This is a genomic window from Comamonas brasiliensis (assembly GCF_018292285.1).
In the GTDB taxonomy this organism is placed as follows: domain Bacteria; phylum Pseudomonadota; class Gammaproteobacteria; order Burkholderiales; family Burkholderiaceae_C; genus Comamonas; species Comamonas brasiliensis.
Map to the genome: position 1 here is coordinate 43031 of NZ_JAANES010000007.1, position 22821 is coordinate 65851.

At 62.0% G+C, this 22821-nt stretch carries 17 protein-coding genes and 1 tRNA gene; 7 read left to right on the forward strand and 11 right to left on the reverse strand.

Annotated features, from left to right (window positions below; genetic code table 11):
• Position 1: 1 nt before the first annotated feature.
• A complete protein-coding gene (locus DJFAAGMI_RS22760) occupies positions 2 to 463 on the forward strand; it encodes a hypothetical protein (RefSeq protein ID WP_211459408.1) in 462 nt (153 codons plus the stop codon).
• Between the two features lie 73 nt (positions 464 to 536).
• Entirely contained in the window at positions 537 to 1256 is a 720-nt protein-coding gene (locus DJFAAGMI_RS22765) for a hypothetical protein (protein ID WP_211459409.1), read from the forward strand.
• A gap of 51 nt (positions 1257 to 1307) precedes the next feature.
• On the opposite strand, the gene DJFAAGMI_RS22770 is transcribed toward DJFAAGMI_RS22765, so the two are convergent.
• The 5 genes from DJFAAGMI_RS22770 to DJFAAGMI_RS22790 all read right to left on the reverse strand — a co-directional run bounded on the left by DJFAAGMI_RS22770 (position 1308) and on the right by DJFAAGMI_RS22790 (position 8519).
• Positions 1308 to 2300, reverse strand: coding sequence for an HNH endonuclease (locus DJFAAGMI_RS22770; RefSeq protein ID WP_211459410.1), 993 nt, complete (start codon positions 2298 to 2300; stop codon positions 1308 to 1310).
• A 68-nt stretch (positions 2301 to 2368) separates the two neighbouring features.
• Positions 2369 to 2458 (reverse strand) — tRNA-Ser (locus DJFAAGMI_RS22775).
• A gap of 265 nt (positions 2459 to 2723) precedes the next feature.
• The gene (locus tag DJFAAGMI_RS22780; protein ID WP_211459411.1) at positions 2724 to 5021 is read right to left on the reverse strand and encodes an NADP-dependent malic enzyme; all 2298 of its coding nucleotides are present in this window, start codon (positions 5019 to 5021) and stop codon (positions 2724 to 2726) included.
• A 170-nt stretch (positions 5022 to 5191) separates the two neighbouring features.
• Positions 5192 to 6679, reverse strand: a complete 1488-nt coding sequence (locus tag DJFAAGMI_RS22785; protein WP_003063711.1) for a nucleobase:cation symporter-2 family protein — start codon at positions 6677 to 6679, stop codon at positions 5192 to 5194.
• Positions 6680 to 7334: 655 nt separating this feature from the next.
• Entirely contained in the window at positions 7335 to 8519 is a 1185-nt protein-coding gene (locus tag DJFAAGMI_RS22790) for an MFS transporter (protein ID WP_211459412.1), read from the reverse strand.
• A 129-nt stretch (positions 8520 to 8648) separates the two neighbouring features.
• On the opposite strand from DJFAAGMI_RS22790, the gene DJFAAGMI_RS22795 reads away from it, so the two are divergent.
• Positions 8649 to 9623 carry a LysR family transcriptional regulator gene (locus tag DJFAAGMI_RS22795; RefSeq protein ID WP_249334744.1) on the forward strand — a complete coding sequence of 325 codons (975 nt, stop codon included), beginning with the start codon at positions 8649 to 8651 and terminating at the stop codon, positions 9621 to 9623.
• An 84-nt stretch (positions 9624 to 9707) separates the two neighbouring features.
• Here DJFAAGMI_RS22795 and DJFAAGMI_RS22800 read toward each other — a convergent pair whose 3' ends face one another.
• The 4 genes from DJFAAGMI_RS22800 to DJFAAGMI_RS22815 are packed head-to-tail and all read right to left on the reverse strand — an operon-like array spanning position 9708 to position 14395.
• Complete coding sequence (locus tag DJFAAGMI_RS22800; protein WP_043006678.1) at positions 9708 to 10985, reverse strand: M20 family metallopeptidase; 1278 nt, start codon at positions 10983 to 10985, stop codon at positions 9708 to 9710.
• The gene (gene uraD / locus DJFAAGMI_RS22805; protein ID WP_211459413.1) at positions 10982 to 12757 is read right to left on the reverse strand and encodes a 2-oxo-4-hydroxy-4-carboxy-5-ureidoimidazoline decarboxylase; all 1776 of its coding nucleotides are present in this window, start codon (positions 12755 to 12757) and stop codon (positions 10982 to 10984) included. Before uraD ends, DJFAAGMI_RS22800 begins: the two co-directional genes overlap by 4 nt.
• A 7-nt stretch (positions 12758 to 12764) precedes the next feature.
• Complete coding sequence (gene puuE, locus DJFAAGMI_RS22810; protein WP_211459414.1) at positions 12765 to 13721, reverse strand: allantoinase PuuE; 957 nt, start codon at positions 13719 to 13721, stop codon at positions 12765 to 12767.
• Entirely contained in the window at positions 13718 to 14395 is a 678-nt protein-coding gene (locus DJFAAGMI_RS22815) for a GntR family transcriptional regulator (RefSeq protein WP_019043607.1), read from the reverse strand. The genes puuE and DJFAAGMI_RS22815 overlap by 4 nt, the downstream gene beginning before the upstream one ends.
• Positions 14396 to 14607: 212 nt before the next feature.
• Between DJFAAGMI_RS22815 and DJFAAGMI_RS22820 the strand changes: the two genes are divergently transcribed.
• On the forward strand, positions 14608 to 15960 hold the full coding sequence (locus DJFAAGMI_RS22820) for a glycerate kinase type-2 family protein (RefSeq protein ID WP_211459415.1): 1353 nt from the start codon (positions 14608 to 14610) through the stop codon (positions 15958 to 15960).
• 144 nt (positions 15961 to 16104) lie between these two features.
• Here DJFAAGMI_RS22820 and DJFAAGMI_RS22825 read toward each other — a convergent pair whose 3' ends face one another.
• Positions 16105 to 17022, reverse strand: a complete 918-nt coding sequence (locus DJFAAGMI_RS22825) for a LysR family transcriptional regulator (RefSeq protein WP_003052436.1) — start codon at positions 17020 to 17022, stop codon at positions 16105 to 16107.
• 109 nt (positions 17023 to 17131) lie between these two features.
• Between DJFAAGMI_RS22825 and gcl the strand changes: the two genes are divergently transcribed.
• The 3 genes from gcl to glxR all read left to right on the forward strand — a co-directional run bounded on the left by gcl (position 17132) and on the right by glxR (position 20871).
• A complete protein-coding gene (gene gcl / locus DJFAAGMI_RS22830; RefSeq protein ID WP_211459417.1) occupies positions 17132 to 18922 on the forward strand; it encodes a glyoxylate carboligase in 1791 nt (596 codons plus the stop codon).
• Positions 18923 to 19071: 149 nt separating this feature from the next.
• On the forward strand, positions 19072 to 19875 hold the full coding sequence (gene hyi, locus DJFAAGMI_RS22835) for a hydroxypyruvate isomerase (protein WP_043008768.1): 804 nt from the start codon (positions 19072 to 19074) through the stop codon (positions 19873 to 19875).
• An 84-nt stretch (positions 19876 to 19959) separates the two neighbouring features.
• Positions 19960 to 20871, forward strand: coding sequence for a 2-hydroxy-3-oxopropionate reductase (gene glxR / locus DJFAAGMI_RS22840; RefSeq protein ID WP_003063991.1), 912 nt, complete (start codon positions 19960 to 19962; stop codon positions 20869 to 20871).
• A 96-nt stretch (positions 20872 to 20967) separates the two neighbouring features.
• On the opposite strand, the gene ggt is transcribed toward glxR, so the two are convergent.
• Complete coding sequence (gene ggt, locus DJFAAGMI_RS22845) at positions 20968 to 22803, reverse strand: gamma-glutamyltransferase (protein WP_211459419.1); 1836 nt, start codon at positions 22801 to 22803, stop codon at positions 20968 to 20970.
• Positions 22804 to 22821: the final 18 nt, after the last annotated feature.

Here is a 22821-nt window from a genome sequence, read left to right on the forward strand (position 1 = left end):
CATGGCGCGCATTGGGCTTCGCAACAGGATTCAGGCGCTTGAAAAGCGTCAAGGCAACAAGCTGTGCAGCCTTCATGTGCTGACTTGCACCCTAGGGGTCAACATGCAGCCTGCAGAGCCCGAAATCGCTGATTGGCTTTCTGTGCCTAACCCAAGGCTGGAAAGCGCGCCTGCGGCCCTTCTGGGAGGGCGCTTGGGGCATCTTGCATCGCGCATCATCCTGGCGCCTGAGTTTGAGTCAATGGAAGCATGGGAAACTGCCGCTGGAAGTCAGCAACGGGCATTGATGGCGGTTGCTCGCAGTAGGACAAATGAATCGGCGAACGTGGCTCGGGTAAGTGTGGGGAATGCTTTTGATGACACGCAAGCCCCAACACTATCAAGTGGAAAAAGTGCTCGATTTCTTGAGCTCCGGGACGGGCGCACGTTCGACCGCAAAACTGGCAAGTTCGAAAGGGATTGATGACTGAAATAAGGCCCTGACAGGCCCGCACGAAGCAGCACATCTCGTGCTGAACCTTTGGAGGAATTTCATCATGAATCAAACGAGCAATTCCCTTGCTTCGTTCTATCCGAACAGCCTTGTTCAGACTGAAGCCGCATCGTCGTTTCTGTCATTGGCCGGAACGGAAACGGGTCGAAAGGCTTTCTTGGGTGATACCGAGGCTTTGGATCAAGGCGCTGCCCCCTACATTACGATGGCCCACATTGCGATGCGTGATGGAGTTCAAACTGTTGGGCGTCTTTTCAGTGATGCTACGCGAACCGAAGTTGCAAAGCATGAAGCAGCGCAGATCGTGGCTGAACGCACCATTGAACAGCTTCAAAAATCCAAGGCATCAATTGTCGAACATGCAGAGCATCTGTTATCGAGTGCTCAGAACGAAGCAAATGACGGCTTTAGGCTGAATCCTGAGCGCCGCTTCGTTCAAGAACAAATTCTCAATCACTTACGCACGCTCGCCAGCAAGCCCGAAGGCTTTGTAGAGCTTCGCAAAATTTTGGATGAAGATAGCGAGGCGGCGGCAGTCTTCGCCAGCACTAAGGGCTATCTTTTGGGCATGTCTTCGGAATCCCATAAAGCAATCCACTTCAAGCTGATTGAGAAGCATCTGCCGCATGTGTGGGCGAAGATGGGTGCTGGGGCTGAATTGTTCAAACTTCCTGCGAGCTATGACAAAGCCATCAACAGCGTTCGAACCAGTTTCTACAACCCTGCGATGGCCGCGAAGGCTTCGACGCGCGTGCGCATCTGATTTTTCCTAGTTCCCCGTGGATAGGACTTTGCCCGGCCTTGCGCCGGGCTTTTACTTGAAAAGCTGAATGCGTATTCGCGCAAGTGCCGCATCAACTTTGTCGTTCCATCCTTCTGGTAAGTCCAGAACGAGACTCAGCTTAAAGACTCCTTCTGCGGGGTTGGTGCCAAGCGTTTCTGCAAAGAATGTAGGTAGCTTTGCAGCCTCATCAATCATCCTTCCGGCAGTTCCTATTAGTAAGTTTTGAAGCTCTTCAAATACTTCATCTAAAAATGCGAACCTTATGGACTCTTCCCATTTCAGTGCACTTTGGCACATCTCGCTATACAACCGGGCTGTTGCGACTATCGCAGTGTCTTTTCCGGGAACTCCTGGCGCGCCCCAAGCAATAGCAAATTCTTTATTGGTGAGTTCGCTGAAAGACTGCGCAATAGTTCTCATCTCTTTCAGCTTTAGCCTTACCCAAGGGATGAAATCTTCTTTGGTGACTCTGGTGCTAGGGAGTGTGTAAAGCTCTCTTTTTAAGGCATTCCAGCGATGTAGCACCGGCTCCATCTCAAATCTGAGAACTTCAGCTGTCAGGCGATACTCCCAGAGGTCACCTTTTTCAAGGATCAAACGCTCGGATAGGTAGCTAAGACGACCAAACTCTTCGAGGTGGCGATCTTCAAATTTCTTTCTGATTAGCGCAGATGTCTTACCGACCTTCTCCGCAATAACTTGCTCATGGGCACGTTGCCATTCAAACAAAAGACCCGAAGGATACTTCGCGGGATCATCATCAATCAATTTGTGGCAGTTCCCACATAGCCAAATTGCATTAGTGATTGAACTTCGGTCAACTGAAGCCATCGTCGGCTCGTAGCGAGCAGAGCCTGGATTCGCTCCATAGATATGGGCGGCTTCACCTACATTGACTGAATCATGTGGGTCGTCAGATGGGCCACTGGTGAGGGCACCGCAGTCTGGGTTGGCGCACTGATTGGCTGATCGTCTCGCAAGGGTTGCGATCACAGCCTGTTTGAACCTATCCTCAGTTGCCATGCTGATGAGGGTTTTTATGTGGGATTGGATTGCAAATTCTTTGCAAGTTGTTGATTTTACTCAACAAATGGCGGAGGCTGTGAGATTCGAACTCACGGAAGGATCACTCCTTCGGCAGTTTTCAAGACTGCTGGTTTAAACCACTCACCCAAACCTCCGGATGCCAGGATTCTACACAAGGATTGTGCGCTGTCCGGCATTGCGCGTATTTTGTCCTGTTCATGAAAACCATAGCGTGCCGCGCTTGCTGCATAGGGAGTGCCAGCCACTTTTCATCGTGCTGTCTGCGCTAGGCTTGGCTACGCTGGCAATGGTCACGGCCGGCGAACCAAGGGTCGTCGCGAAGGTTCGAGAGCAAAACAAAACGCCCCGAAGGGCGTTTTGTGACTGGCTCGGGCGGGATGCCCGAAAGATTTCGCAGGATCAGCTGCGCAGTGCGATGGCCTGAGCGGCGGCCAGAGCGGTCATGTTGACCACGCGGCGCACGGTGGAGGAGGGCGTCAGCACATGGGCGGAAGCCGAGCAGCCCATCAGGATGGGGCCGATGGTGGTGCCATGGCCGCCAGTGGTCTTGAGCACGTTGAACAGGATGTTCGCGGCGTCGAGGTTGGGGCAGATCAGCACGTTGGCCGCGCCGGTCAGCGAGGACTCGAGCAGGGAGTGGCTGCGCACGTTGGCGTCCAGGGCCGCATCGCCGTGCATTTCGCCATCGCATTCGATGCCGGGGTTGGCGGCGGCGAACAGATCGCGTGCAGCGCGCATCTTGCGGGCCGAGCCGCGTGTGGACGAGCCGTAGTTGCTGTGCGAGAGGAAGGCGACCTTGGGAGGCAGTCCGAAGCGGGCCACTTCGTCGGCAGCCATCTTGGCGATCTCGGCCAGTTCTTCGGCGCTGGGGGCGTCGTTGATGTAGGTGTCGGCCACGAACAGCGTGCCGGATTCCAGCATGACGGCGTTCACGGTGGCGAACTCGTTGGCACCCTTCTTCAGGCCCAGCACGTCTTCCAGATGGGCCAGGTGGCTGTCGAAGCGACCGACCAGACCGCACAGCATGGCGTCGGCATCACCCAGGTGCACCATCAGGGCGGCGATCAGGGTGTTGGAGCGGCGCACGGCGGCCTTGGCGGCTTCGGGAGTGACGCCGTTGCGGCCCATCAGCTTGTGATAGGTCTCCCAGTACTGACGGAAGCGGGGATCGTCTTCGGGGTTGCAGATTTCCACGTCCTTGCCCAGTTGCATGCGCAGGCCGGCCTTGGCAATGCGGGCTTCGATGACGGCAGGGCGACCGATCAGGATGGGCTTGGCCAGGCCGTCGTCCACGGCAACCTGCACGGCGCGCAGCACGCGGTCGTCTTCACCTTCGGCATAGGCCACGCGCTGCAGATTGGCCTTGGCGGCCGCAAACACGGGGCGCATGAACATGCTGGTCTGGTAGACAAAGCGCGTCAGGCTTTCGCGGTAGGCGGCGATGTCTTCGATGGGGCGGGTGGCGACACCGGATTCGGCGGCAGCCTGGGCCACGGCGGGAGCGATGCGCAGGATCAGGCGCGTATCGAAGGGCGTGGGGATCAGGTAGTCGGGGCCGAAGGTCAGCTCCTTGCCCTGGTAGGCGGCGGCGACTTCGTCGCTGACGTCCTGCTTGGCCAGAGCGGCGATTTCACGCACGCAGGCCAGTTTCATGGCTTCGGTGATCTTGGTGGCGCCGCAGTCCAGCGCGCCACGGAAGATGTAGGGGAAGCACAGGACGTTGTTGACCTGGTTGGGATAGTCGGAGCGGCCGGTGGCCACGATGCAGTCCGGGCGGATGGCCTTGGCCAGCTCGGGACGGATTTCGGGCTCGGGGTTGGCCAGGGCCAGGATGATGGGCTTGTCGGCCATGGTCTTGACCATGTCGGCAGTCAGCACGCCGGGAGCCGAGCAGCCCAGGAACACGTCGGCGCCGTCGACCACGTCGGCCAGGGTGCGGGCTTCGGTGTTCTGAGCATAGCGCTGCTTGGAGGCATCCAGACCACCGGGGCGGCCTTCATAGATCACGCCCTTGGAGTCCACCATGTAGACATTGGAGCGCTTGATGCCCAGGCCCACCATCACGTCGACGCAGGCAATGGCTGCCGCGCCGGCGCCGGAGACGGCCACCTTGACGGTGCCGATGTCCTTGCCCACCAGTTCCAGGCCATTGAGCAAGGCAGCGCTGGAGATGATGGCCGTGCCGTGCTGGTCGTCATGGAACACCGGAATGTTCATGCGCTTGGACAGCTCCTGCTCGATGTAGAAGCACTCGGGAGCCTTGATGTCTTCCAGGTTGATGCCGCCCAGGGTGGGCTCCATCGAGGCAATGATGTCGATCAGCTTGTCGGGATCGCGCTCGGCCAATTCGATGTCGAACACGTCCACGCCGGCAAACTTCTTGAACAGGCAACCCTTGCCTTCCATCACGGGCTTGGAAGCCAGCGGGCCGATATCGCCCAGACCCAGCACCGCGGTGCCGTTGGTGATCACGCCGACCAGGTTGCCGCGCGAGGTGTACTCGGCTGCGGTCGAAGGGTCTGCCTCGATGTCCAGGCAGGGATAGGCCACGCCCGGCGAGTAGGCCAGGGACAGGTCACGCTGGTTGGACAGGGGCTTGGTAGGGGTGACGGAAATCTTGCCTTTGACGGGGCTGCGGTGGTATTCGCGGGCCGCATCGCGCAGGGCTTGTTCGGCGGAGGACAGGTTTTGTGTCATACGAAATTTTTATCAGCAAGTTGCTTCTCGGAGCTTACCGGATGGCAAGAAGCATTTTGAGTCAGGTCTGTTTTGCTTCAACTGTATCGACAACAAACCCCCTGGCGCACTGTGGGGCGGCAGGGGGCTTGGGCTGGCCGGTAAGCCAGCGTTCGCTTCAGGACTGGCGTTTAGTGAGCGTCAGCCTCACGTGCTGCGTTGATGGCAGCGCTGTTGTCTTTGGCGGCTCCGTTAAAGAAAAGATTCAATGCCACGGCGGTAATCGAGGACAGCAGGATACCGGATTCAATCAGTGGATGGATGGAATGGGGCATCCACTGACGGAAATTAGGGGCAACCAGAGGAATCATGCCCACGCCGATAGACACTGCCACGATCATGGCGTTGTTCTTGTTGTTGCGGAAATCCACATTGGCCAGGATGCGGATGCCGGTGGAAGCCACCATGCCGAACATCACCAGACCTGCGCCGCCCAGCACCACGGTGGGCAGGGATTCGATCAGCGCGCCCATCTTGGGCAGCACACCCAGGACGATGAGGATCACGCCGCCGGCCACGCAGACCCAGCGGCTGAGCACGCCGGTCACGGCCACCAGACCCACGTTCTGCGAGAAGCTGGTGTAGGGGAAGGTGTTGAAGATGCCGCCGATCAGGGTGCCCAGACCGTCGGTGCGCAGACCGCGGGTCAGCTCATCCTGCGTGATGTCGCGCTTGGCCATGTCGCCCAGGGCCAGGAACATGCCGGTGGACTCGATCATCACCACGACCATCACCAGACTCATGGTCAGGATCAGGATGGGGTCGAAGACGGGCATGGCGATCTGGAAGGGCAGCACCAGCGTGAACCACTCGGCCTTGGCGACCTTCTCGAAGTTCATCAGACCCATGGCCACGGAGATCACGCCGCCGATCAGGATGCCCATCAGCACCGAGATATTGGCCAGGAAGCCCTTGGCAAAGCGTGCAATCAGCAGGATGGACAGCAGCACGATGCCCGAGACCGCCGCGCCTTGCAGATCGGCGTACTTGGGGTTGGGCATGGTGGGCAGCACCGAGAATCCCTTGGGAATGGCGGGCAGCGAGGAGCCGGGGGCGCCGGCCATGGCCTGGGCTTCGGCCAGCCACTTCAGATGCTCGGGGTTGGGTACGGAAGGGGCGGTCGGGCCTACGGGGTTGCCGAAGATCCAGTTGATGCCCACACGCATCAGGCTGATGCCGATGACGGCGATGATGGTGCCGGTCACGACCGGTGGGAAGAAGCGCAGCATGCGGCTGATGAGCGGCGCAATGAGGATGGAGATCACCCCCGCGCCTATCACCGAGCCAAAGATCAGGCCTGCGCCGGCATTGCCGCCGGTGCTCTGTGCCATGGACACCATGGGGGCCACGCTGGCAAAGGTCACGCCCATCATCACGGGCAGCTTGATGCCGAACCACTGGGTTGCGCCCATGGCCTGGATCAGGGTGACCAGGCCGCAGACGAACAGGTCGGCAGAAATCAGGTGCGCGACCTGCTCCGGAGGCAGGTTCAGGGCACGGCCCACGATCAGCGGCACGGCAACGGCGCCGGCATACATGACCAGAACGTGCTGCAGACCTAAGGCGGTGAGCTTGCCGAATGGCAGAACCTCATCGACGGGATGCACTTGGGATGTCATAAAAACATGTCTCCTCACTCTATATTGGCTTCAGGTTGGCATGCGATTCGCGAACGGCATGCAATCCATACAAAAAGTGTATACAGCTCATAACGCACAGCATCTAGCGGTAAACCCTGCTCAAATTTCAGTTTCTGGATGGGATGTCAATGGTTATGTTTTCCGCGCATAACCATCTAAGGTAATTACCGATTGCTATCAAATATGTAGCTTCTGACGCTTTGTTTTTCTAATTTTCAGAATAAAACATATTGAAACCTTTTGATATCAAGCGGTAGGTGCTTTGTTTTTCATAGCAAATCTTGCGCGATTTGCAATCGGCGCGGATCTGGCTCCGGTTATGCGCGCGCAGGTTTCGGGTCTTGAAACATCTAGTGAAAGAAAGCGGGCTGCCAGGCGAGGATCGTTCGCATGCATTAGCGTTGAGGAAGGTGCAAAAAAAGGCATCGAGCCCGGAATTGGTGCACCTCCGTGCAAAAGCGTGCATGGATGACCGCCAAGAGGCTCTGCGCTGCAACAGGAGCCAAAGCGGTGCAAGAACCATGCCGAAGTGGTGCGCACGCAAAAAAGGCGACCTCGAGGTCGCCTTGGGTGTGGAATGCGCTGCAGCGGCTGCCGGGCAGCTATCGTTTGATTCAGCCTTGCCGCGCTGCCTTTAATGCATGCCTGCTGCCATGGCTGGTGACTGGCCGGAACTGGCCCGGTGTGGCGCCAGGCTGGCCATGAGCAGCGCTGCGGCCGCAGGCAGAGCGGCAGCCCAGGCCAGCGAAGTCAGGCTCAGGCCCTGCGCGATCACCGCTCCACCCAGCCAGGCACCCAGGGCATTGCCCAGATTGAAGGCCGCGATATTGAGGCTGGATGCCAGATTCATGCCGGCCTCGCCCGCAGATTGCAGCACGCCCATCTGCAGCGGCGCCACGGTGGCAAAGGCGGCAATGCCTAGCAGCAGCACAAAGGCAATCGCCAGGGGCGTGCTCGCAAACATCCAGCGGCCCGCGATCAGCACCAGCATCAAGGCGGCCAGCGACACCCACAGCGCGCGCTGCACGCCAAAGCGGTCGGCCAGTTTGCCGCCCGCATGGTTGCCCAGGGCCAGGCCCGCGCCGAACAGCAGCAGGGTGAAGGCGATCATGCGGTTGTCCATTCCCGTGATCTGGGTCAGCAGCGGCTCTATATAGGTGTAGAGGGTGAAGACGCCAGCAAAGCCGATCACCGTCAACAACAGGCCGCGCCACATGGCGCGATTGCGCAGCACGGCCAGCTCCTGCGTCAGGCCCTGAGGGCTGGGCATGCTGAGTGCGCGTGGCACATGGCGCAGCAGAATCAGCAGCGCGATCACGCCGATGCCACTGACGCTGGCAAATGCCATGCGCCAGCCCCAGTGCTGGCCGATCCAGGTGCCGAAGGGAACGCCCAGCAGCGTGGCCAGGGTCAGGCCGGAAAACATCAGTGCAATGGCCGAGGCTTTCTTCTCGGGTGCCACCAGTTGCGTGGCGACGACCGCCCCCACGCCGAAGAACGTGCCGTGGGTCAGAGAGGTCAGCACGCGTGCTGCCAGCAGCCAGCCATAGCTGGGTGCCAGGGCGGCGGCGGCATTGCCGGCGATGAACAGCAGCATCAGGCTCAGCAGCAGCAGCTTGCGTGGCCAGCGGCGCGAGGCCAGCGTGAGCACAGGGGCGCCCACTGCGACGCCTACGGCATAGCCCGAGATCAGTGTGCCCGCCGTGGGGATGGAGATATGAAGATCCTGGCTGACCTGGGTCAGCAGGCCCATGATGATGAATTCCGTGGTGCCGATGCCGAAGGCACCGGCGGCCAGCGCAAGCAATGCTGCAGGCATGAAGAACCGTCCTTGTGAAAAATCCGCGAAGGGCTGAACTGTGAACCTGCGGCAGGAGGTGCGCTAGCCCTTGGCGCGGACAAGCATTTGTTCCTGTGCGGAATAAATCGCATCTCTATGATGTGATTCATGAAGAAATCGATTGCTATGCCAACCGCTCAGGAGCAGGGATCGGACCGCTTTGTGGAGCTGCAGACCTTTGTGCTGGTGGCCCAGCAGGGCAGCTTCTCGGCGGCAGCGCGCCTGCGAGAGGTCTCGCCGTCGGCGGTCAGCAAGATCGTGGCCCGGCTCGAGACCCGGCTGGGCGTGCAACTGCTGCGTCGCAGCACCCGGCGCCTGGAGCTGACGGCGGAGGGCGAGCAGTTGCTGGAGCAGGGCCGGCCATTGTTGGCGGACTGGCTGGCGCTGGAGTCCTCGGTCACCCGGCAGGGCCAGCCCACCGGCGTGGTGCGCATCAATGCCAGCTCCTCCACCGGCAATCGCCTGCTGGTGCCGCTGGTCGGCCCGCTGATGCGGACCTGGCCGGGCCTGCAGCTGGATCTCAGCTTTACCGATCACGTTGTGGACCTGATAGCGGCCCGTGCCGATATCGCCCTGCGCTGGGGAGAGCTGCCGTCTTCGGACATGGTGGCGCGCAAGCTGGGTCACACGCGCCAGGTGATCGTGGCCTCGCCCGACTATCTGCAGCGCTTTGGCAGGCCGGCCCATCCCGACGAGCTGGCAGGCCATGTGCGCATTGGCTGGAACTACCCGCGGGCCATTCCGCACTGGCCGTTTGTGGTGGCGGGCAAGGCGGTAACGGTGAGCATGGGGGAGGTGTTGCGCGTCAATGATGGTGAAGCCATGGCCAACCTGGCCAAGGCCGGGGCGGGCTTGGCGCGGCTGTCGCTCTATCACGCCTGGGAGGATCTGCACGCGGGCAGGCTGCAGGCGCTGCTCGAAGACTTCAATCCCGGAGATCTGCAGCCCATCCATGCCGTGTATGTGGGCAAGCCCGGCCAGTTGCCGGTGAGAACGCGGGCAGTGCTGGATTTTCTCGCCAGACATGTGGACCTCAGCCATGCTGAGGAAATGCCCGCCAGCCTGCTGGCGGCGCGCACCTAAAAAAAGAGCCTGGATGAATCCAGGCTCCTTGAAAAACCTCCATCCAGTCCGGAGAAGGCTAGGCGTTCAAACGGTAGTGGGTGCTCAGGCAGTCAGGTCCACCAGCGAACGGGCCACCACCTTGGTGGCACGGCGCAGGTCTTCCAGCACCAGGCGCTCGTCGGAGCGCTTGGCATGCGATTCCAGCACGGTGCGAGGGCCGGCGCCGTAGATCACGCCGGGGATGCCGCGCTCGACGTACAGGCGCACGTCGGTGTACAGAGGCGTGCCCACTGCGGGAGGCTTTTCGCCGAAGACGGCTTCGCCGTGGGCCTGGATGGCGTCGACCAGAGGCTTGTTGCCGTCCAGGGGCGTCATGGCATTGGCCAGCAGCAGGCGCTTGATGTCCACGCGCACGGCGTCTTCACCGGTGTAGCCGCCCTGGGTGTTGAAGTCGGCGATAGCCTTGGCGATGACAGCACGGATGCTGGCTTCGACTTCCACGGGATTCTCTTCAGGAATCATGCGGCGGTCGATCTTGAGCATGACCTTGCCGGGCACCACATTGGTGTTGGTGCCGCCGTCGATGCGGCCGATGTTCAGGTAGGGGTGCTTGATGCCGGGCACCTTGGAAGTGACCTGCTTGTACTTCACGTTCTCGGCGTACAGAGCCGTGAGCAGTACCGCAGTGGCTTGCAGCGCGTCCACGCCGGTGTGGGGCACGGCGGCGTGAGCCATCTTGCCCTGCACGGTGATTTCCATCTGCAGGCAGCCGTTGTGAGCGGTCACGACTTCGTAGCTGAAGCCTGCAGCGATCATCAGGTCGGGCTTGGTCAGGCCCTTTTCCAGCAGCCAGCCGGGGCCCATGATGCCGCCGAACTCTTCGTCATAGGTGTAGTGCAGTTCCACGGCGCCCTTGGAGGGCTTGGCCACGGCTTCCAGAGCACGCACGGCAAAGGTGAAGGAGGCGAAGTCGCTCTTGCTCACGGCAGCGGCGCGGCCATAGAGCTTGCCGTCTTCGATCTCGGCGCCGTAGGGGTCCTTGGTCCAGCCTTCGCCCGGAGGCACCACGTCGCCGTGGGCGTTCAGGGCGATGGTGCGGCCACCGTCACCGTAGGGGCGGCGCACGATCAGGTTGGTGATGGATTCCATGCCGTAGGCCTTGACGTCGGCTTCGGGCACGACGTGCTTTTCGGCGTCGAAGCCAAAGCCCTTGATCAGCTCGGCAGTACGTTCGGCGTGGGGTGCATTGTTGCCGGGAGGCGTGTCCGTGGGCACTTGCACCATGGCCTGCAGAAACTTCACTTCTTCGTCGAAGTGCTCGTCAATCCATGCATCGATGGCGGCGTAGGTGGCTTGCTTGTCTTGATTCATATTGGTCATTGCTGTTCTTGAGCCAGTTGGTGGAGGAGGTGGGTGAAGGCATCCACGGACAGTTGCATGTCGTCGGAGGTGGAAGCCTCCAGCGGGTTGTGGCTGATGCCGGCGTTCATGCCGCGCACGAACAACATGGCCTGGGGCATGATTTCGTGCAGCTTCATGGCGTCGTGACCGGCGCCGCTGGGCATGCGGAACAGGGGCACGCCCAGTGCGTCGACAGCGTTTTCCCAGCGTTTCTGCCATTCGGGAGCGCTGGGCGCAGCCGCTGCCTTCATGGACAGATCGGTGCTGTAGCGCAGGCCGCGGCGTTCGGCGATCGCTGCCATCTCGGCCATGATGTCGTTGATCATGGAGTCGCGCTGCTCGTTGGTGGGGGCACGCAGATCGAGCGAGAACTGGCAGCGACCGGGAACCACGTTGACCGAGCCCGAGGGCACGTTCAGCTGGCCGATGGTGGCTACGCTGTCGCCATCCTGGCCGGCGCGCTTTTCGATGTACAGCGACAGCTCGGCCACGCCGGCTGCGGCGTCGCGGCGGCGGTCCATGGGCGTGGTGCCGGCGTGGCTGGCCATGCCGATGAATTCGCAGACATAGCGGGCGCTGCCGTTGATGGAGGTGACGATGCCCAGGGGAATGTCCAGCTCGTTGAGCACGGGGCCCTGCTCGATGTGCACTTCCACAAAGCCCAGGTACTTGGCGGGGTCGCGCTCCAGTTTGGGGATGTCGTCGATGCACAGGCCGGCATGCAGCATGGCTTCGCGCAGCGTGATGCCGTCGGCGTCTTTTTGCTCCAGCCATTCCTGCTTGAAGTCGCCCACCAGGGCGCCAGAGCCCAGGAAGGTGGCCTTGTAGCGCTGGCCTTCCTCTTCCGAGAAACCCACCACTTCGATGTTGAAGGGCAGACGCTTGCCTTGCTGGGCCAGTTGCTTGACGCAGGCCATGGGCACAAAGATGCCCAGGCGGCCGTCGTACTTGCCGCCATTGCGCACGGTGTCGTAGTGGCTGCCGGTCAGCAGGGTCTTGGCGCCTTCGGTGGCGGCCTTGTAGCGGCCCACCACATTGCCCACGGCATCGATCTCGACCTCGTCGAAGCCGATCTCGCGCATCCAGTGGCTGATGCGCTGGGCGCAGGCGCGGTGGGCGTCGGTCAGATAAGTCACCGTCAACTGGCCTTTTTCGGCGTAGCCGGGGTCGCTGTTGGTGGACAGGCGTTCCTGCCAGTCCCAGACTTCGTTGCCTTCGACGGGCTCGTAGCCGAACTTGTCGTTCAGGCGGATCTCGGCGATGCGGTGGATGTTGCGCAGTGCCTCGGCCTGTTCGTAGGCCGGATGGTTGAACATGCGACGCTCGAAGGTCGAGATGATTTCCGCCTTGCTCAGACCCAGACCGCGCGCGCCGCGCACGGCCAGGATGAAGGGGAAGCCGAAGCGCTTGCCATATTCGGCGTTGAGCTTGCGGATGTGCTCCAGCTCTTCGGGCGTGCAGTTTGTGAGGCCAGCCTTCTTCTGCTCATTCGTCGACTCCGCGGTGAGCGTGTTGGTCTCCATCTGCTTGCCGGCCAGCTCCGGGTGAGCGCGGATCAGATCGAGCTGGGCCTGCTCGCTGGACTCGGCCAGCACCTTGGCCATGGCGTGCTTGATATGCGCCATGGACTTGAAGGGACGCTGCTCCAGCGCCTTGGCGGCAATCCAGGGCGAGTGCTCGTACAGGCCATCGAGCAGGTCGGTGGCGGTTGCCGCATCGGCGGCATTCAGTTGTTCCAGGGTCAAAGCCATGTCGCAATCAATCCTTGCAAGGGAAACGCTCGGCCCAGTGACGAGCCAAATCAATACGGCGGCACACCCACACGTTGTCGTGCTTCTGGATGTGGTCGAGGAAGCGCTGCAGCGCTGTAATTCGGCCGGGACGGCCCAGCAGTCGGCAGTGCATGCCGATGCTCATCATCTTGGGGGCGTTGTCGCCGCTGGCATTGCCCTCGGCGTACAGGACATCGAATGTGTCCTTCATGTACTGGAAGAACGGATCGGCATGCGAGTAGCCCTGGGGCAGCGCAAAGCGCATATCGTTCACGTCCAGCGTGTAGGGAACGATGAGCTGGTTGTGCGTTGTGCCGTCGCTCTTGGCGACCTTCATCCAGAAGGGCAGGTCGTCTCCGTAGTAATCGCTGTCGTAGGTAAAGCGACCGGCATCGGCCACCAGGCGGTGGCTGTTGGGGCTGTCGCGGCCGGTGTACCAGCCCAGGCCATGGTCGCCGCCCGCGCCGTACAGCTCTTCAAAGATGTTCACGCATTGCTGCATGTGGGCGCGCTCGATCTCCTCGGGCACGTTCTGGTAGTGAATCCACTTCAGGCCGTGGCAGGCCACTTCGTGACCGAGTTCGTCAAAGGCCTGGGCCAGCTCGCGATGCTTTTGCAGCGCCGTGGCCACGCCGAACACGGTCAGCGGCAGACCGCGCTTCTCGAACTCCTTGAGAATGCGCCACACGCCGGCGCGCGAGCCGTATTCATAGATGCCGTCCATGCTCATGTGACGGTCCGGGTAGCTGGCGGGATTGAACATCTCCGACAGAAACTGTTCACTGCCGGGGTCGCCATGCAGGATATGGTTCTCACCGCCTTCTTCGTAGTTCAGCACGAACTGAACGGCCACGCGGGCTTTGCCGGGCCATTCGGGATGGGGCGTGTTGCGGCCGTAGCCAATCAGGTCGCGTGGATAGGAGGCGGTGGAATCGTAAGTCATAGGGATACGGATGAAAGTGCCATCGACAGATCGTTCGTTGGCAAATCGCGGTCGAAGGTCAGGCCTGCTTCCACGTGGTCCAGGTGCAGCTGCATCAGCTGCACCGCATGTTCGGCATCGCCCGCAGCCAGCGCGGTCACGATGTCGGCATGTTCTTCGTGCGAATGCTCGGCCGCCGATGCAGACTGGTACATCAGGGTGATCAATGCGCAGCGGGAAATCAGCTCGCCCAGCAGCTGTGCCAGCACCTCGTTGCCCATGAGCTCGGCCATGCGCACGTGGAAGTCGCCCAGCAGCTCGGTGCGCTGGCCCACGTCATTGGCTTCCATGGCCTTCTTCTCGGCCGCCACATGCTGCTTGAGGGCGCGAATCTTGGCGGCGCTGCTTTGCTTGACAAAGCTGCGCACCATCTCGGCCTCGAGCATGCGGCGCACGGCAAACACCTGGCGCGCCTCGTCCACCGAAGGCGTGGCCACAAAGGCGCCGCGGGCGGGCTCGAGCCGGATGAGACGGTTCTGCGAAAGCTGGAACAGGGCCTGGCGCACCAGGGTGCGGGAAACTCCAAAGTGGTCGGCCAACTTTTGCTCGGCCAGCTTGGTGCCGGGCATCAGGCGATGCTCGACGATGGCCTTGGTCAGGCTTTCGACAATGAAACTGGTGGTGGAAGTTTCCATAAATCCATCATAGCGGTTGAAGACAAGTTTTGTATACAGTTTCTGTTCACCAAACATGGTGTTTGTATCGATGTTCAGGCGCAGAAAGCTGTGCGCAAGCGCGCAAACCCAATGGGAGCAAGGGCTTGCAACATTGGTATTGCAAAGATCAGCAGTGTTGTGACTGGGGGCCCTCTGTAAGGGAAAAAAGCCCGAATGCACAATGCGCAGCTATGCAAGCACAGAATACATCCTCGCGCGCGCAGGCCGCGGCAACGCCTGTTCCCCAGCAAGACCCGGCTGGCTTTCTGCGTCATCTGTATGACGTGGCGGTGCGCAATGCCCTGCCCATCGAGGGTCTGGCGCGTCATCTGCCCAAGCCGCCCAAGGGGCGCACGCTGGTGCTGGGCGCTGGCAAGGCCGGTGGCTCCATGGCGCAGGCGCTGGAAGCTCTGTGGCCGCAGGATGCCCCGCTGTCGGGTCTGGTGGTGACGCGCTACGCGCACATTCCCCCACGCCCCGAAGGGCTGGCCCAGCGCCTGGAGGTGGTGGAAGCTGCCCACCCCGTGCCGGATGCGGCCGGTCTGGCTGCGGCCGAGCGCATTCTGGCGCTGACCGAGGGGCTGACCGCCGACGATCTGGTGATCTGCCTGATCTCCGGCGGCGGCTCTTCCCTGTTGACATTGCCCGCCGAAGGCATCGACCTGGCCGAGAAGCAGCGCATCAACAAGGCGCTGCTGGAGAGCGGCGCGGCGATTGGCGAGATGAACTGCGTGCGCAAGCATCTCTCGCGCATCAAGGGCGGCCGTCTGGCAGCCGCCTGCCATCCTGCCAAGGTGGTGACGCTGACCATCAGCGATGTGCCCGGCGACGATCCTTCGGTGATCGCCAGCGGACCGACGGTGCCGGACGCGTCGACCTGTGCCGACGCACTGGCCATCCTGGACCGCTACCAGATCGGCATTCCCGAGTCCGTGCGCGCTGCGCTGCAAGCCGGCGAGCTGGAGACGCCCAAGCCTGGCGATGCCCGCTTCGAAGGCCATGAGGTACATCTGATCGCCACGCCCCAGCAGTCGCTGGAAGCGGCGGCAGCCGCTGCCCGCGCGGCAGGCATTGCCGTGCATGTGCTGTCCGACGAGATGGAGGGCGAGTCGCGCGAGGTGGGCAAGGTCCATGCAGCGCTGGCGCGTGCCGTGGCCAGGCATGACCAGCCTTTTGCCAAGCCCTGCGTGATTCTCTCGGGTGGCGAAACCACGGTGACCATCCGCCCGCGTCAACCCGGTGCGGCCAAGGGGCGCGGTGGGCGTGCCGGCGAGTTCTGCCTGGGTCTGGCCCAGGCCCTGCAGGGTCAGGAAAAGGTCTGGGCGCTGGCCGCGGATACCGACGGCATCGACGGTGTCGAGGACAACGCGGGAGCCCGTGTCTCTCCCTGCACGCTCAAGCGCGCGGCAGAGCTGAACCTGCGCATCAGCGATCACCTGGATCGCAACGATGCCTATGGCTATTTTTCGGCACTGGGCGATCTGGTGATCACCGGCCCCACGCACACCAATGTCAACGACTTCCGCGCCATCCTGGTGCTCTGATCCGCTGTATCGATAGCAGCTTGCGCCTGATCATCAAGGATTTCAGGCTCTATCGATAATGAAATTGGCAACCAGAGGGCGGTAGCTGCTTTTTTTTCGATAGCAATGTGCAGGGATTGATTCTTTTGCAGAATCAATATGCAATCACCCGCCGCGTGGCAGATCCTCCCACCAGGCATCGTCGAACTTTCCCTGAAGGAAGGCGATGAAGGACTGCACCTTCTGCGGCACCAGACGCGGCGAGGGGTAGACGGCGTGGATCTCCTGCTCGGGCAGGCGGCAGGTCTTGAGCACTTCCACCACGCGACCGTCCTTGAGCGAGTCCTGGGCCACGTAGCGCGGCAGGGCCGCAATGCCCATGTGCGAGCGGGCAGCGGCCAGCAGGGCCGAGAGATTGTTGGAGCGCAGCCGCCCGGTGACCGGAATCGACACCGGCTCGCCGCTGGCATTGCGCAGGCGCCAGATATCGTTGCCCTGCACGCTGCTGTAGATCAGTGTGGAATGCTCCTTGAGGTCCGAGGGGCGGCGCGGCGTGCCGTGCTTGCGCAGATAGGTGTTGGAGGCCACCAGCACCCAGGGATTGACGCCCAGCATGCGCGCGCCCAGTGAAGAGTCGGCCAGCTTGCCCAGGCGCAGCGCCACGTCGATGCCGTTGGCCACCAGATCGGTGTAGCGGTCCTCGAAGCTCAGATCGACCTGCACCTGCGGGTTGTGCTTCATGAAATCCATGGCCAGCGGAATGAGTACGCGGCGTCCGAAGGCCACCGAGCTACCGATGCGCAGCTGACCCTGGACCTGGGTCTGGCGCACCTTGACCACGTTCTCCGCCTCGGCCACGTCGCTGACGATGATCTTGCACTTTTCGTAGTACAGCGCGCCGGCCTCGGTCAGGCTCACGCCGCGCGTGTTGCGGTTGAGCAGGCGCACCTTGAGGCGCGCCTCCATGGCCGCTACCTGCTTGGTGACGGTGGGCTGGGTGGTGGCGAATTCCTGTGCGACCTTGGTGAAGCTGCCGGTCTCCACCACGCGCACAAACATGTGCATCGCGTCGAGTCTGTCCATGGATTTGTCTCCTATTTATTCTTGGGTGGAATAAATTTTATGGTCTGAGAGCGCCTTCCAGCAAGCAAAGGTCTTGACTAAAGTTCAACCAAGTTTTTAGGAGACCCTCATGGCCAAAATGAAAGCAATCGACGCCGCAGTCCTGGTGCTCGAAAAAGAAGGTGTAACCGTGACGTTTGGTGTGCCCGGCGCGGCCATCAACCCGCTGTACGCTGCAATGAAGAACCACGGCGGCATCGGTCACATTCTGGCCCGTCACGTGGAAGGCGCGAGCCACATGGCCGAAGGCTACACCCGTGCGGTGGCCGGCAATATCGGCGTGTGTATCGGCACCAGCGGCCCCGCCGGCACCGACATGATCACTGGTCTGTACTCGGCCAGCGCCGACTCCATTCCAATCCTGTGCATCACCGGCCAGGCTCCCCGCTCGCGTCTGCACAAGGAAGACTTCCAGGCCGTGGACATTGCCTCCATCGCCAAGCCCGTGACCAAGTGGGCCACCACCGTGCTGGAACCCGCCCAGGTGCCACGTGCCTTCCAGCAGGCTTTCCACCTGATGCGCTCCGGCCGTCCCGGCCCCGTGCTGATCGATCTGCCCATCGACGTGCAACTGGCCGAGATCGAATTCGACATCGACACCTACGAGCCCCTGCCTGCCTACAAGCCAGCTGCTTCGCGCAAGCAGGCCGAGAAGGCCATCGAGATGCTCAACGAATCCGAGCGTCCCCTGCTGGTCTCCGGCGGCGGTGTGATCAACGCCGATGCCTCCGGCCTGATGGTCGAGCTGGCCGAGATACTGAACGTGCCCGTGATCCCCACGCTGATGGGTTGGGGCACCATCCCTGACGACCACCCCCTGATGGTCGGCATGTGCGGTCTGCAGACCAGCCACCGCTACGGCAATGCCAACATGCTGGCTTCGGACTTCGTGTTCGGCATCGGCAACCGCTGGGCCAACCGCCACACCGGCTCGGTCGAGGTCTACACCAAGGGCCGCAAGTTCATCCACGTGGACATCGAGCCCACGCAGATCGGCCGCGTGTTCGCGCCTGACTACGGCATCGTCTCCGACGCCAAGGCGGCTCTGGAGCAATTCGTTGCCGTCGCCAAGGAGTGGAAGGCTGCCGGCAAGCTCAAGTGCCGCAAGGCCTGGGTGGCCGAGTGCCAGGGTCGCAAGAACAGCGTCGAGTACCTGCGCAAGACCAACTTCGACAACGTGCCGATGAAGCCCCAGCGCGTCTACCAGTGCATGAACAACTCGCTGGACCGCGACACCACCTATGTGTCCACCATCGGTCTGTCGCAGATCGCCGGTGCCCAGTTCCTGCACGTGTACAAGCCCCGCAACTGGATCAACTGCGGCCAGGCCGGCCCTCTGGGCTGGACCACTCCCGCCGCTCTGGGCGTGCGCGTGGCCGATCCCCAGCGCAAGATCGTGGCGCTGTCCGGCGACTACGACTTCCAGTTCATGATCGAAGAGCTGGCCGTGGGCGCGCAGTTCAAGCTGCCCTATGTTCACGTGCTGGTGAACAACAGCTATCTGGGTCTGATCCGTCAGGCACAGCGCGCTTTCTCGATCGACTATTGCGTGCAATTGGCGTTCGACAATATCAACATGGATGAGGGTGATGCGACCCGCGGCTACGGTGTTGACCATGTTAAGGTCGTTGAAGGTCTGGGTTGCAAGGCGATTCGCGTTCATCGCGCCGAAGACTTTGCCCCCGCCATGCAGCAGGCCGAAGCCTGGATGGCCGAGCACAAGACCCCTGTGGTGATCGAGTGCATCCTGGAGCGTGTGACCAACATCTCCATGGGCGCCGAAATCGACAACGTGGTCGAGTTCGAAGACCTGGCAACCGAAAAGGCCGACGCGCCCAGCGCACTGGCTCTGCTGGACTGATAGGAAAACTCCCCCTGAGCGGCTCTGCCGCTTCCCCCTCTCTGCGCGGGAGGGGGACGACACCTTCGCTGAGGGGCGGCGCGGCCGCCTTAGGCCCTTGCTTGGCGTCTAGCGCCTGCAACTATTAACGATTACCGGAGACTTTTATCATGCCCCGTTTTGCAGCCAACCTGAGCATGTTGTTCACCGAGGTGCCTTTCCTCGAGCGTTTTGAGCGTGCCGCAAACGCAGGCTTTGAAGCCGTGGAATTTCTCTTCCCCTACGCTCATACCGTGGAAGAGATCAAGGAGCGTCTGGACGCCACCGGCCTGAAGATTGTTCTGCACAACCTGCCCGCTGGTGACTGGGATGCGGGCGAGCGCGGCATTGCCTGCGACCCCAAGCGCGTGGACGAGTTCCGCGCCGGCGTGGCCAAGGCCGTGACCTATGCCCACGCCCTGGGTGTGCCCCAGCTCAACTGCCTGGCCGGCAAGGTTCCTGCCGGTGTCGACGCTGCCGTGGTGCGCCGCACTTTCGTGGAAAACCTGCGTTTTGCTGCCGCCGCCCTGAGCGCCGCCAACATCCGCCTGCTGATCGAGCCGATCAACCCCTTCGACATCCCCGGCTTCTACCTGAACCGCACGGATGAAGCGCTGTCCATCCTGGACGAAGTGGGTGCGCCCAACGCCTTTGTGCAGTACGACATCTACCATGCCCAGCGCGTGGAAGGCGAGCTGGCTGCCACCATGCAAAAGCAGCTGCACCGCATCGGTCACATCCAGCTGGCCGACAACCCCGGTCGCAACGAACCCGGCACCGGCGAGATCAATTACCCCTTCCTGTTCGCACACCTGGATCGCATCGGCTACGACGGCTGGATCGGCTGCGAATACAAGCCCGCCAACGGCACCGAGTCCGGCCTGGGCTGGCTGCAGAAGATCGGCGGCTGGAGCAAGGTCGCCGTGGCTGCCTGAACGGATGAAAAGGCCCGTGGCGCCTGATCGCAAAGCGCCATCGGCCCCCGAATTTGAGTATCAAGAAAACTGAGGAGTACAACCATGAACGCATCGTCTCTCAAGCTGGGCTTTATCGGTCTGGGCATCATGGGCGCGCCCATGTGCGGCCACCTGATTGCGGCCGGCCACCAGCTGTTCGTCAACACCGTGGGCAAGGTGCCTGCCAACATCGCCGAAACCAGCGCCACCCAGTGCACCACCGCTCGCGGTGTGGCCGAGCGTGCCGACATCATCTTCATCATGGTGCCCGACACTCCCGACGTGGAGAAGGTGCTGTTCGGTGAAGACGGCGTGGCAGCTGGCCTCAAGGGCAGCTCCGGCAAGATCGTGGTCGACATGTCCTCCATCTCGCCCGTGGCCACCAAGGACTTCGCCAAGCGCATCGAAGCCGCTGGCGCCCAGTACCTGGACGCTCCCGTCTCCGGCGGCGAAGTCGGCGCCAAGAACGGCACCCTGTCCATCATGGTCGGCGGCCCCGATGCAGCCTTCGAGCGCGTCAAGCCCCTGTTCGACAAGATGGGCAAGAACATCACCCTGGTGGGAGGCAACGGCGACGGCCAGACGGCCAAGGTGGCCAACCAGATCATCGTGGCGCTGAACATCGAAGCCGTGGCCGAAGCCCTGCTGTTCGCATCGCGCGCCGGTGCCGATCCAGCCCGCGTGCGTGAAGCCCTGCTGGGCGGCTTTGCCTCTTCCAAGATCCTGGAAGTGCATGCCGAACGCATGATCAAGCGCACCTTCGATCCCGGCTTCCGCATCGCCTTGCATCAGAAGGACCTGAACCTGGCGCTGTCCAGCGCACGTCAGCTGGGCGTGTCTCTGCCCAACACGGCACAGGCACAGGAACTGTTCAACAGCTGCGTGGCCCACGGAGGCGCAGCCTGGGATCATTCGGGCATGGTGCGTGCCCTGGAAATCCAGGCCAACTTCGAAATCGGTCAGAAGGCTGAATAAAGAGAGGTGGGGAGGGCGGCCACTGGCCACGCATACGGCCAGCAGCCGCCTCAAGTGAAAGCCGCGCTCGGGGGAGCGCGGCTTTTTTGTTCAGCGTCAGAACCCCATGGTTTTTCCATCGGGATTGCGCGGGTCCGAGGCACCGCGCAGCAGGCCGTCACGGACCTCGATGGTCTGCGAGCGGCCCATGGATGCCTTCAGTGCCACCTTGTGGCCCCACTGCCTGAGCAGGGCCAGCGTATCGGGGCTGAAGCCTTTTTCAACGCGCAGCTCGTCAGGCGTCCACTGGTGATGAAAGCGCGGCGTGGACGCTGCCTCGGCCGGGTTCATGCCGAAGTCGATGTGATTGACGATCTGCTGCAGCACCGTGGTGATGATTCGCGCTCCGCCCGGACTGCCGGTGACGAGGACCGGCTTGCCGTCCTTGAGCACCAGGGTCGGCGTCATTGACGACAGCGGCCGCTTGCCGGCCTGCACCGCATTCGCATCGCCGCCCACCAGACCATAGGCATTGGCCACACCGGGCTTTGCCGAGAAATCGTCCATCTCGTTGTTGAGCAGAATGCCCGTGCCCCTGGCGACGATGCCGCTGCCGAAATTGGTATTCAGCGTATAGGTCACGGCCACGGCATTGCCGGCCTTGTCCATCACGGAGTAGTGGGTGGTCTGGTCGCTTTCATAGGCCTGGGGCCGGCCGGGCCGGATGTCCTGGCTGGGCCTGGCCTGCTGGGGCTTGATGCTGGCAGCCAGTTCGCCAGCATAGTTCTTGGAGATCAGTCCTTTGAGCGGAATCTTCACGAAGTCCGGGTCGCCCAGGTATTCCGAGCGGTCGGCATAGGCAAGCTTCATGGCCTCGGTCATGTAGTGCACGCTTTGTGCACTGTTGGCGCCCCATTGATTCATGGGCCAGCGCTCCATCATGTTCAGAATCTGAATCAGATGCGCGCCGCCTGAAGAGGGCGGAGGCATGGTCACGATCTGGTAGCCACGGTAGCTGCCGCGCACGGGCTCGCGCTCGGCCACCTTGTAATCGCGCAGGTCCTGCAGGGTGATGGCATTGGCATGCGGCGCCATTTCAGCAGCGATCTTCTGCGCGATCGCTCCCTGATAGAAGGCCTTGGCGCCCTGCTGGCTGATCAGGCGCAGGGACTGCGCCAGATCCTTTTGCACCAGCCGCTCGCCGGTTTGCAGCGGCGCTCCGTTCTTCCAGAAAACGGCCTGGGTGGCCGGCCAGCGGCCCATCTGCTTTTTTTCCTGCTCCAGGGTCTTGGCCAGGGTGACGCTGACGGGATAGCCCTTGTCTGCCAGCGCAATCGCCGGCGCCATGACCCTGGCCAGCGGCATGCTGCCCCAGCGCGAGAGCGCGTGCGTCATGCCCGCCACGGTGCCGGGCACGCCCACGGCGTAGTGGGTGTGGAGCGATTTGCCGTCTATGACCTTGCCATCGGCATCCAGGTACATGGTGCGTGACGCGCCCCTGGGGGCCACTTCGCGGAAGTCCAGCGCAATGTCCTTGCCGCTCTTTGCATCGTGCACCATCATGAAGCCGCCGCCGCCGATATTGCCGGCATTGGGCAGGGCCACGGCCAGGGCAAAGCCCACGGCCACGGCGGCATCGACGGCATTGCCGCCGGCCTTGAGAATGTCCACGCCGATCTGCGTGGCCAGCTCCTGCTCCGAGGCCACCATGCCGTTCTTGGCGATGACGGGGTGAAAGACATCCAGATCAAAGTCGTAGGCGGCAGCGGCAGCCTGGGCGGCGGCAGTCTGGGTGACGGCTGGCGCTGCGGCCTGGGCCTTGGCATCGTTGCCGCTGGCCTGGGCCGTGCCGTCCATGCGGGCGGCCTCCGGTGCTGCGGTGCTGCTGCAGGCGCTCAGGCCGGTCAGAGCGATGAGCAGGCTGGCTGCCAGGGCGGTGGTGCGCAATTGCATGCGTTGTCTCCTGTTCGC

What these genes read in the sequence shown, in the direction of transcription:
- DJFAAGMI_RS22760 (WP_211459408.1), top strand. Translation starts at nt 2, where the DNA reads ATGGCGCGCATTGGGCTTCGCAACAGGATTCAGGCGCTTGAAAAGCGT.
- DJFAAGMI_RS22765 (WP_211459409.1), top strand. Translation starts at nt 537, where the DNA reads ATGAATCAAACGAGCAATTCCCTTGCTTCGTTCTATCCGAACAGCCTT.
- DJFAAGMI_RS22770 (WP_211459410.1), bottom strand. Translation starts at nt 2,300, where the DNA reads ATGGCAACTGAGGATAGGTTCAAACAGGCTGTGATCGCAACCCTTGCG.
- DJFAAGMI_RS22780 (WP_211459411.1), bottom strand. Translation starts at nt 5,021, where the DNA reads ATGACACAAAACCTGTCCTCCGCCGAACAAGCCCTGCGCGATGCGGCC.
- DJFAAGMI_RS22785 (WP_003063711.1), bottom strand. Translation starts at nt 6,679, where the DNA reads ATGACATCCCAAGTGCATCCCGTCGATGAGGTTCTGCCATTCGGCAAG.
- DJFAAGMI_RS22790 (WP_211459412.1), bottom strand. Translation starts at nt 8,519, where the DNA reads ATGCCTGCAGCATTGCTTGCGCTGGCCGCCGGTGCCTTCGGCATCGGC.
- DJFAAGMI_RS22795 (WP_249334744.1), top strand. Translation starts at nt 8,649, where the DNA reads ATGAAGAAATCGATTGCTATGCCAACCGCTCAGGAGCAGGGATCGGAC.
- DJFAAGMI_RS22800 (WP_043006678.1), bottom strand. Translation starts at nt 10,985, where the DNA reads ATGACCAATATGAATCAAGACAAGCAAGCCACCTACGCCGCCATCGAT.
- uraD (WP_211459413.1), bottom strand. Translation starts at nt 12,757, where the DNA reads ATGGCTTTGACCCTGGAACAACTGAATGCCGCCGATGCGGCAACCGCC.
- puuE (WP_211459414.1), bottom strand. Translation starts at nt 13,721, where the DNA reads ATGACTTACGATTCCACCGCCTCCTATCCACGCGACCTGATTGGCTAC.
- DJFAAGMI_RS22815 (WP_019043607.1), bottom strand. Translation starts at nt 14,395, where the DNA reads ATGGAAACTTCCACCACCAGTTTCATTGTCGAAAGCCTGACCAAGGCC.
- DJFAAGMI_RS22820 (WP_211459415.1), top strand. Translation starts at nt 14,608, where the DNA reads ATGCAAGCACAGAATACATCCTCGCGCGCGCAGGCCGCGGCAACGCCT.
- DJFAAGMI_RS22825 (WP_003052436.1), bottom strand. Translation starts at nt 17,022, where the DNA reads ATGGACAGACTCGACGCGATGCACATGTTTGTGCGCGTGGTGGAGACC.
- gcl (WP_211459417.1), top strand. Translation starts at nt 17,132, where the DNA reads ATGGCCAAAATGAAAGCAATCGACGCCGCAGTCCTGGTGCTCGAAAAA.
- hyi (WP_043008768.1), top strand. Translation starts at nt 19,072, where the DNA reads ATGCCCCGTTTTGCAGCCAACCTGAGCATGTTGTTCACCGAGGTGCCT.
- glxR (WP_003063991.1), top strand. Translation starts at nt 19,960, where the DNA reads ATGAACGCATCGTCTCTCAAGCTGGGCTTTATCGGTCTGGGCATCATG.
- ggt (WP_211459419.1), bottom strand. Translation starts at nt 22,803, where the DNA reads ATGCAATTGCGCACCACCGCCCTGGCAGCCAGCCTGCTCATCGCTCTG.